Source organism: Caldicellulosiruptor sp. F32 (genome assembly GCF_000404025.1).
In the GTDB taxonomy this organism is placed as follows: Bacteria; Bacillota; Thermoanaerobacteria; order Caldicellulosiruptorales; family Caldicellulosiruptoraceae; genus Caldicellulosiruptor; species Caldicellulosiruptor saccharolyticus.
In genome coordinates, this window is the sequence record NZ_APGP01000006.1 from 1 (window position 1) to 10,128 (window position 10,128).

The window sequence follows — 10,128 nt, forward strand, 5'->3', positions numbered from 1 at the left end:
GTTTCACTCTTAATCGTTAAAAATTTAACAAATTGGTTATATACAAGATGGCTCCTTTTTGCTTTTTTCAACGATATCTGCAGTCCTTTCTAACTAAAGCTACTCATTCTGGCTTATTTTCAGCGCTGACACTTCGTTTTATTTAATAGAACCAAACTTATCTGAATTTCTTCTTTCAATTAGGAAATACGAAAGTATTCTTCGAAAATAACCGAAAACGATATTGAAAACAATTCGAAAAAATTTTATAATAGTTGTATAAAACTATTTTAGTAAAGGGGCCTGCTATTTTATGGGGAAGATTAAAGCAGCAATTTTCGACATGGACGGGGTTTTGACTGACACTGTAAGGCTTCATTTCAAAGCATGGAAAAAAATGTTCAATAATCATGGATACAAATTTGAATATGAAGATTACAAACAAAAAGTAGATGGGAAGCCGAGGATGGATGGAATAAAAAGTATTGTTGGAAATCTTCCTGAAGACCAGCTTATTTCTATGGCAGAGGAAAAGCAGAGATATTTTTTAGAGCTTGTCGAAACTGACAGTTTAGAAGCGTTTGAGGATGCAATTTGGATTTTGCAGTATTTTAAGCAAAACTCAGTAAAACTTGCTGTTGCATCGTCAAGCAAAAATACAAGCAAAATCCTAACAAAACTTGGTATTGATAAGATGTTTGATACAATTGTAACAGGCTATGATTTCAAAAAGGGCAAACCTGACCCTGAGGTATTTTTGACCGCTGCACAAAAGCTGAATGTAAATCCAAGAGAATGTGTTGTTTTTGAAGATGCAATAGACGGTATCAAGGCAGGGATTTCTGCTGGAATGCTTACAATTGGGGTTTGCAGAGATGGTCAGTTTGAAAGACTGAAAAACGCTCACTTTATAGTTGACAGATTGGACAGGGTTACAATAGAACTTCTTGAAAATCTTTACGAAAAGGTTTTTAAAATAGTTTAGGAGGTTTTTGTACATGAAATTATCAGAACGTGAATGGCTAATTGAGCAGGATAAATTAGAAGCTTCTGGCAAATTTGAAACATGTTTTGCACTTACAAATGGCTACATAGGGATAAGAGGAATTAACGAGGAAGTTTTTTGTGAAGAAACTCCTGGAACTTACATTGCTGGTGTTTTTGATAAATCAACTGCACAAGTCACAGAGCTTGTTAACCTTCCAAATCCAATTGGTCTTAGGATATATATCAATAGGGAGTTTTTGAACCCCTTGAAATGTGAGATACTTGAATTTAAAAGAGTTTTGGACTTAAAACAGGGTATTTTGTATAGAAAATTAAGACTAAAAGATGTCAAAGGGAGAATTACCACGATAGAAGGATTTCGCTTTGTAAGTATGAATAATAAGAATCTAATTGTTCAAAAGTACGATGTTGTGTGTGAAAATTATTCAGCAGTTTTAAATGTTGAAAGTTTCATTGACGCAACTACTATGAATTCTAAGGATGTACCAAACGATAGGGTAAAGCATTATGATATAGATGAAAAAGAAGACTTCGCAACTGGCATATATCTTGGCGTTACAACAAAGGACAGAAAATATAAAGTTGGGATAGCAAGCTCTACGGAAGTTTTATTAGATGGTCAGGGATGTTCTTTTAATAGGTTTACGAAGGATTTAGGAGGCATTATTACAGAAAATCTTGAGGTTGAAGCAAAAGAAGGAAATAGATATGAAATTGAAAAGCTAAGCGTATTGGTTTCTTCAAGGGAGAAAACAAATAACATTTTTGAAAGCTCAAAGAATAAATTAAAAGAATTTAGAGAGAAGGGCGTTCAAAAGTTATTTTCTGAGCATATAGAAGAGTATAAAAGACTTTGGGATGTTGCCAATATTGATATAGTTGGAGATGAAGTTGCCAACAAAAGTGTAAAGTTCAATATCTTTCATCTGATTAGCATGGCAAATCCAGAAGATGAACATGTAAGCCTTGGTGCAAAGGGACTTCATGGTGAAGGTTACAAAGGACATGTTTTTTGGGATACTGAAATATTTATGCTTCCGTTTTATATCTACACAAACCCTGCAGCAGCTAAAGCGATGCTTATGTACAGATACAACCTGCTTGATGCAGCAAGAGAAAATGCAAGAAAAAATGGCTACAAAGGTGCTCAATTTCCATGGGAGAGTGCAGATACAGGCGAAGAAGAAACACCAAAGTGGGGATATGACTACCTCGGAAATCCAGTGAGGATATGGACTGGTGATATAGAATATCACATCTCTGCTGATATTGCATATGCAGTTATGAATTATGTGCGCGCAACTGATGATATAGATTTCCTTTTAAATTACGGTTCAGAGATTATAATTGAGACAGCAAGGTTTTGGGCGTCAATCTGTAAATACAACAAGGAAAAAGGTAGGTATGAAATAAACGATGTTATAGGCCCTGATGAATTCCACGAACACTGCAATAACAACGCATACACAAACTATCTTGCTAAGTGGAATTTACTCAAAGCATCAGAACTCTGCAATCTGCTTTTGGAAAAATATCCAAAGTATTTTGAGAAGTTATCCAAAAAGATAAACCTATCTGATGAAGAACCTTTTGTATGGCAAGAGATAGCTTCAAAGATTTATATACCATACCATTCCGACAAGAAACTAATTGAACAGTTTGAAGGGTATTTCAACCTAAAAGATTTTGTTATAAAAGAATACGACCAGAACAATATGCCAGTCTGGCCAGAGGGCGTAGAACTTGACAAGCTGAATAACTACCAGCTAATAAAACAGGCAGATGTTGTAATGCTTCTTTACCTGTTCGGTGAAGAATTTGATGATCAAACAAAGAAAATAAATTACGACTACTATGAGAAGAGAACTATGCACAAATCGTCTTTGAGTCCAAGCATATATGCTTTGATGGGTGTCAGAGTTGGTGAGACAAACAGAGCATATATCAACTTTATGCGAACAGCTTTGACAGATCTTGAAGACAACCAAGGGAATACTCATTTAGGTATTCATGCTGCCTCACTTGGTGGTACATGGCAAGCTTTAGTATTTGGGTTTGGTGGCATTAGCATAGAGAAAGATGACGTTCTGAGTGTCAATCCATGGCTTCCTGAAAAATGGGAAAGCTTGAAGTTCAGCATTTGGTGGAAAGGAAACCTTTTGGACTTTAAAATTACAAAAGATAATGTTGAAGTCAAAAAAAGGGTTGAAAAGGGAAATGTAAAGCTAAAAATTAAAGGGCAAGAAGCTATCATATAAACAGCTTTCCCTGTGAAAAGCAAAGATGAGTGCTTTTCACAGGGGATTTGTTTTTCGAAAAAAGTTTCGATGAAGGTTAAAGCTGTCTTGGAACTGTAGCAAAATAGTTTATAATATATAAACAAAAAACAAAAATTTTTTAAGATAAGTATGGACAAAAATAATAACTTGTTGTATAATAAAATTGTCGAAAACATTTCCGAAAATATTTAAGTAATCTCAAAGGAGGTTTGGTTTTATGAAAAGGTTGTTAGCAGGTTTACTTATTTTAGTGTTTATTATCTCCTTGAGTATTGGGATTGCAGTTTCACAAAAGAGTGCTTATGCTACATCAAAAATTACATTAAGGCTTGGTGCGTGGGCATCTTCTCCTGCTGAGAAGAAGATTGTCCAAAACCAAATTGCAGCGTTCAAAAAGCTATATCCCAATGTTGATATTAAATTAGTTGAGATTGTCGGTGACTATAACCAAAAGATGCAGCTACTTATGGCATCAAAGACAGAGCCTGATATCTTTTACATGGATTCAATGCCAGCATGGCAGTATATTGCAAAGGGTGTTTTAGAACCGCTTGATTATTGGATGAAAAAATACAATGTAAAGACAATTGGATATGAATCATCACTTTTACAGCCATTTATCTACAAGGGTAAAGTATATGGTCTTCCAAAAGACTACAATACATTGGTCTTGTTCTACAACAAAGAGATGTTCAAACAAGCAGGTTTAACTCGTCCTCCAAGGACATGGCAGGAGCTAAAGGATTATGCTAAGAAACTTACAACAGGCAAGGTTGTAGGTCTTACAATGAATCTTGAGCTTGCAAGAATTCAACCTTTTGCATATCAAAACGGTGGTAAGGTATTTGACAGTAGCAAGCCAGTTTTTACTGACCCGAAAGCTCTGGAAGGCTTTAAATTTGCACTTGACCTTTTCAAAGAAGGAATTTGTAAAACTCCAAAGGACTTAGGTGCTGGCTGGGTAGGAGATGCATTTGCAGACAAAAAAGCTGCTATGACAATTGAAGGTGGCTGGATGATTCCATTCTTGAACGAAAGAAAGATTCCAAAAGACTCATATGGTATTGCAGAACTTCCCGCAGGGCCAGCTGGCAAGTCAACAATGGCATTCACCGTTGCATATGTGATGAGCAAAAATTCAAAGCACAAGCCGGAAGCGTTCAAGCTTATAAGATTTTTGACTGGTGAGGGCGGACAGAAGTTTGTTGTTGAAGCAGGTTTGGCGCTTCCTTCATTAAAGAGCGCAGGTGTGAACTTTGCTAAAACTTATCCAGAGAGAAAAGCGCTTGTTGATGGTGCAAAGTATGCACAAGTTTACTTCTATGGTCTGGATGGCACAAAAGTTGTGGACGTCTTCAACAAAGCATTTGAAGATTACGTTATTGGTAAAAAGTATGACCTAAAAAAGAACATAGAAGAGAGAGTAAAGCAAATTATGAAATAAAAAAGCTTCAAAGAGTGACACATGGTAAGGCAGGCTTTAGTCCCTGCCTTACTTTATAAAAGTATAATTGTAAGTTATAGGGGGATGTGAATAAAAAATGAAAAATAAAACAAAAGTTCAAGAGTATTTCACTGCGTTTGTGATGCTTCTGCCATACATTATATCATTTTTCATGTTTTTTGCTTATCCCTTGGCAAAAGCGTTTATAATAAGCTTTCAGGAATTTTCGTTTTTGGGAGATACACCGCCCAAATTTGTTGGACTTTTAAATTACAAAGAAGCCTTGACAAATAAGATGTTTTTAGACTCGATTGTAAACACTTTTTACTATTCAATTTTGGTGGTTCCAACCCAGCTAATTATCGCTTTAATTTTAGCTGTGATAGTAAATGACAAGGTAAAGTTCAAAGACTTTTTCAGAACCACCTACTATCTTCCAACGGTTACCTCCCCTGTTGCTGTATCAATAATATTTTTGTTTTTGTACAAGACAGATGGTTTAGTGAATCAGATTTTAAGCCATATAGGTATAACACCACGAAACTGGTTCAATGAGCCTTCATTTGTAATGCCTGCAATTGTCAGTGTAGCTGTGTGGGGTTCTGTCGGTTTTTACATGGTTACATTTTTATCAGGACTTTCTACAATTCCTGACCAGCTTTACGAAGCTGCTGAGGTTGAAGGTGCTGGAGAGTTTACAAAGCTAATTAAAATCACAATACCACTTTTAAAGCCTATGATATTTTTCAACACAGTTGTATCTTTTATAAGCACACTGCAGATGTTTGACCTCTCTTACATAATTGGTGGTTCTGATGGAGGACCGATGGGGAAAGCAATGACAATGGTTGTTATGATTTATAGAACAGCTTTCAAAGAGTTTAACATGGGCGTTGCATCAGCAATGGCGTTTATTGTGTTTGGAATTATTTTTATTCTAACGTTAATTCAAAGGAAATTCTTTGGTGAAGAGATGTCATATTAAAAAATAGAGGAGCTGAAGAAAATGTGGGGTAGAAGAAATACGTATGGGATTGGAGTAAAAATAGTTTTCTATTCCATATGCATACTCTGGGCATTGGTAACTCTAATTCCTTACCTTATCGCAGTCATCACATCATTAAAGCCTGTTGAAGATGTTACAAAATTTTCTATTGATTTTAGCAAGCTTACTTTTGATTCATACAGATATATCACACATGAATTTCCATTTTTAAGATGGCTTTTTAACAGTTTTGTTGTGGCAGTAGCTGTAACAACCGGAAATATCTTGTTTAACTCAATGGCAGCATATGCTCTTGCAAGACTTGATTTTCCTTTTAAAAAGGTTGTGTTTTACGTGATAATCGGCACAATGATGATACCAGGTCAGGTTCTTTTAATACCAATTTACCTTATATTAAACAGACTTGGGTGGATTGATTCATACAAAGGATTAATTATCCCGTGGCTTGTCAGTGCGTTTTATATATTCTTTATGAGACAATATTTCTTGACAATACCAAAAGACTTAGAAGAAGCAGCACTTATTGATGGACTGTCTCGCTTTGGGATATTCTTTAAAATATTTTTGCCACTTTCCCTGCCTGCCTTGGCTACTCAAGCAATATTTATTTTTGTTGGTAGTTGGAACAGCTTTATGTGGCCAAGTATTATAGCATCTTCAGAAGAGCTCTATACCTTGCCTGTTGGGCTTAACTCTTTCTATGGTCAATATTATCAATTTTGGAACCAAGTTTTGGCTGGCGCAATTTTGCTATCTTTGCCCACTATAATAGTTTTTGTGCTTTTTCAGAAATATTTCGTAAAAGGTATTGTAACATCAGGGTTAAAAGAGTAACAAAGATATTGAATTTATCAAGAAGAACAGTGTATAATTTATTTTAAGGTTTTAGTAAAACATTTCAAAAACAGAGGGAGAAAAATAATGAGAAAGAGCAAAAATGTGACAATAAAAGATATTGCAAAGGCTTTGGGTATTTCACCAAGTACTGTATCAAGAGCACTTAATAACTATTCAGATATAAGTCCAGAGACTAGAGACAAAGTTATTGAAATGGCGAAAAAATTAAACTATGTTCCAAATATCTTTGCAAAAGGGCTTGTGACAAGCAAGACAAAGCGAGTAGGACTTTTCATAGAGGATTTAGAAAGAGAAGGAATATATGGAGTGTTTTATTATGAGATACTTACAAGTTTTAGGAAAGCTGCTATGGACAATGGTTATGAGGTCGTGCTCTTGTCGACTACTTCAGAAGAGCAAAAGAAAGTTCACTTTGACACAGTTATGCAAGAAAAGCAACTTGAGGGTGCTTTTGTAATGGGACTAAAAACTGATGATGAATATCTAAATGAAATACAAAAAAGTACCTATCCAGTTGTTCTGCTTGATATTCCTATTAAAAACTCAAATATTGGGTATGTGACTACTAATAATCTCAAAGGTGCACAAATTGCAACAGAACACCTTATCCATCTTGGACACAGAAAGATAGGATTTTTAAACGGCCATAAGAAAGCATATGTAAGCCAGGAAAGACTGAATGGCTATATTTTGGCCTTGAGCAAAAATGGGATTAGCATAGACAATGAACTCATTGTCGAAGGTGATTTTACAGAAGAAAGTGGATATAAAGCAGCGGATTACTTTTTAGAAAAAGGTGTCACTGCAGTTTTTGCTGCATCTGATATGATGGCAATAGGGCTTATAAAGAGGTTTAAGGACCTTGGAGTTGATGTGCCTGCAAAAGTATCCATTGTTGGATTTGATGATATTTCTATTGCAAGGTATATAACACCTACACTTACAACAATAAGGCAGAATAAATCGGAGATGGGAAAGTCAGCTTTCTATTTGCTTTTGAATCTAATTTCGAAACAGCCCATAAATCATATTGTTTTAGAACCAGAGCTTGTCAAAAGAGAGTCAACTGCAAGGCTGCGCTAACTGTGTGTTGTATTTTGGTTTCTAAAAACATTAAGGCTGTATGGGTTTTTTTTGAGTATGCCCCAAACAGCCTTAAGTTGTTTGTAAAGGCAATTTTTTAATTCCTATGTCTCAATTACAAATTCCTTTGCTTGCCCACTTTTAAGCTCAAAAGTTTGGGAATAATGAGAAAGTAGGATAGCTTCACCAGCCAAGAGTGTATAAATTGCCTTATTTTTGGTTATTTCTACTTTTATAGTACATCCTTTGTATTTGACCTTAAATGAAATATAATCAATGTCTTTGGGAAGCCTTGGAGAAAACGAAAGTAGACCATTTCCTGTTCTCATGCCACCAAAACCAAATACCAAAGCTTGCCAAGCTCCGCCCATACAAGCTGCATGAATTCCGTCTTTTGTATTGTCATTCAAATCATCAAGGTCCATTCTTGCAGTGTATCTAAAGTATTCATAGGCTTTTTCCAGAAGATTTAGCTCTACAGCCAGTATACTAAAGATGGCAGGTGAGAGAGAAGAATCATGTGTGGTTATTGGTTCATAGTATTCATAATTATTTTTCAAATCTTCATAACTGAACTTCTCTCTCAAAAGGTATATGAGTAGCAATACATCTGGCTGTTTGCAAATCTGATACCTGTAAATATCCAAATAATGCCAGTGCAGCAGTAAAGGAAACTGATCTTCTGGTATTTTAGACAGATCAAGTTTCTTTTTATAGATAAATGAATCATCCTGGGGAATTATCTTGAGCTTAGCATTGTACGGCAGGTACATGTTATCAGCCATTTTTTTCCAGAGTTCAATTTCTTCATCTGACAGTTTGAGCTTGTTACAAAGTCTTTCACAGGCTTCTTTATCTGTTTCTTTCAGTAGATTATATAACCTTGCCGCAAATTCCAAATTCATTTGAACCATGTAGTTTGTATAAGCATTGTTGTCAACAAGCGCTGTATATTCATCAGGGCCTGTTACACAAAAGATGCAAAACTTCCCATCCTTTTCTTCACTGAAGTGCCCTAAGTCTGCATAGAATCTTGCTGATTCAAATACAATCTCTGCACCATAGTTTTTAATAAAGTCAAGGTCATCTGTTGCTTCAAAGTACTTTTTAATGGCATAGACAATATCAGCGTTTATATGATATTGCGCAGTTCCGGCTGGAAAGTAAGCTGAACACTCTTTACCAGCAATTGTTCGCCATGGATAAAGGGCACCACGATGATGAAGTTCTTCTGCTCTTTGTCTTGCTGCATCTAATAGATTGTAGCGGTGTATTAAAAGCATTCTTGCAATTTCTGGATGCGTGTAAATAAAAAACGGCATTATATAAATTTCAGAATCCCAAAAATAATGTCCACCGTAGCCTTCTCCAGTTAAGCCTTTTGCAGCAATGTTTGAAATACCGTTTCTACCTGTTGATTGAAGTAGCGAAAATAGACTAAATCTTATAGCTTGCTGAATGTTGGAATCTCCTTTTACTACAACATCAGCGTTTTCCCAAAAGGTTTCCAAAAATTCTCTTTGTTCTTTCAAAAGGTTTTCAAACCCAATCTTTTTTGTCTCAAGTATTTCAGCAGCACAGAGCTCTTCAATCAAATCTTCTTCAACATCTCTTTGTGTGAAATATGAAAAATATTTTGTCATGCTATATTCCATATCTTGTTTAACATCAAATTCAATTTCAAATATGACAAGATTTTTCTCTTTGTCGGCAAAAGATTTGCAGAAAAATTCTTTGATGCTCAAAACATGATCTACCATGCAGCCATACGAGAGTCTACTCTTTTTAGTTTTCTGCATCAAAAAACCATTAAGTTTATCACAGTAAGCCTTAATTGTTTCAAAAGGAAATTTTTCTATTCCAGAACCAACCCTCACATCTTCTGTTTCAATCAGATTTGAAGAGTTTCCATCTATTTTACTTACAATCTTTATTCTGCCAGAAAAATTGAGAGGTTTTATTCTAATATTAATTGCTCCCAAATGCTGCCTTTTAAAACATGCAAGCCGCTCAAATATGATATAAATTTTCTTGCCGCTGTTAGATTCCCAGATTATCTTGCGCATAAACGTTCCTTTTCTCATATCAAGTTTTCTCACATGTTTGTCAATTTTTCCACTGAATAGATTAAATTTTTCACCATCAATTGTTATTTCAAATGTCTTTACATCAGCCACATTTACCATTGCCTCGCCACGCTTTGCAAATCCATATCCACCCTCTGGATAAGTTATATCATACTCTTCATAAAAGCCGTTTATATATGTTGCTTTAAAGCTCTGGGTTTTGTCAGGAAAATCTTCATCCAAGTTCCCTCTCAGGCCTAAATATCCATTTGCAACTGTAAATATGGTCTCAAGCATAAAATTCTTTTCAGGGTAAAATCCCTCTTCTATTATATTCCACTCATCTGGCAAAAATATAGCTTGCTTTTTGGGAAGCTTTCTCAAGCTGAATTCTCCTTTCGCAGC

Annotated in this window: 7 protein-coding genes; 6 read left to right on the forward strand and 1 reads right to left on the reverse strand. The window is 35.3% G+C overall.

From position 1 onward, the window contains the following. The first annotated feature begins 292 nt into the window (after positions 1–292). The 6 genes from H964_RS00400 (at position 293) to H964_RS00425 (ending at position 7,657) form a co-directional block, all read left to right on the forward strand. Positions 293–964 (forward strand): HAD family hydrolase, encoded by a 672-nt coding sequence (locus H964_RS00400; RefSeq protein WP_039763649.1) that lies wholly within the window; start codon positions 293–295, stop codon positions 962–964. 13 nt (positions 965–977) lie between these two features. Further along, positions 978–3,245, forward strand: coding sequence for a glycoside hydrolase family 65 protein (locus H964_RS00405; protein WP_039763650.1), 2,268 nt, complete (start codon positions 978–980; stop codon positions 3,243–3,245). A 238-nt stretch (positions 3,246–3,483) separates the two neighbouring features. Beyond that, a complete protein-coding gene (locus tag H964_RS00410) occupies positions 3,484–4,710 on the forward strand; it encodes an ABC transporter substrate-binding protein (protein ID WP_039763651.1) in 1,227 nt (408 codons plus the stop codon). 97 nt (positions 4,711–4,807) lie between these two features. Next, positions 4,808–5,695 (forward strand): carbohydrate ABC transporter permease, encoded by an 888-nt coding sequence (locus tag H964_RS00415; protein ID WP_039763652.1) that lies wholly within the window; start codon positions 4,808–4,810, stop codon positions 5,693–5,695. Positions 5,696–5,716: 21 nt separating this feature from the next. Continuing rightward, complete coding sequence (locus tag H964_RS00420; RefSeq protein WP_039763654.1) at positions 5,717–6,550, forward strand: carbohydrate ABC transporter permease; 834 nt, start codon at positions 5,717–5,719, stop codon at positions 6,548–6,550. Positions 6,551–6,637: 87 nt separating this feature from the next. Then, the gene (locus H964_RS00425) at positions 6,638–7,657 is read left to right on the forward strand and encodes a LacI family DNA-binding transcriptional regulator (protein WP_039763656.1); all 1,020 of its coding nucleotides are present in this window, start codon (positions 6,638–6,640) and stop codon (positions 7,655–7,657) included. Positions 7,658–7,761: 104 nt separating this feature from the next. On the opposite strand, the gene H964_RS00430 is transcribed toward H964_RS00425, so the two are convergent. Further along, positions 7,762–10,107 carry a glycoside hydrolase family 65 protein gene (locus H964_RS00430; protein WP_039763658.1) on the reverse strand — a complete coding sequence of 782 codons (2,346 nt, stop codon included), beginning with the start codon at positions 10,105–10,107 and terminating at the stop codon, positions 7,762–7,764. Positions 10,108–10,128 lie beyond the last annotated feature (21 nt).

Bases quoted from the DNA above. Each gene is read 5' to 3' on its own strand.
- H964_RS00405 (WP_039763650.1), top strand. From the start codon at position 978: ATGAAATTATCAGAACGTGAATGGCTAATTGAGCAGGATAAATTAGAA.
- H964_RS00425 (WP_039763656.1), top strand. From the start codon at position 6,638: ATGAGAAAGAGCAAAAATGTGACAATAAAAGATATTGCAAAGGCTTTG.
- H964_RS00415 (WP_039763652.1), top strand. From the start codon at position 4,808: ATGAAAAATAAAACAAAAGTTCAAGAGTATTTCACTGCGTTTGTGATG.
- H964_RS00410 (WP_039763651.1), top strand. From the start codon at position 3,484: ATGAAAAGGTTGTTAGCAGGTTTACTTATTTTAGTGTTTATTATCTCC.
- H964_RS00400 (WP_039763649.1), top strand. From the start codon at position 293: ATGGGGAAGATTAAAGCAGCAATTTTCGACATGGACGGGGTTTTGACT.
- H964_RS00420 (WP_039763654.1), top strand. From the start codon at position 5,717: ATGTGGGGTAGAAGAAATACGTATGGGATTGGAGTAAAAATAGTTTTC.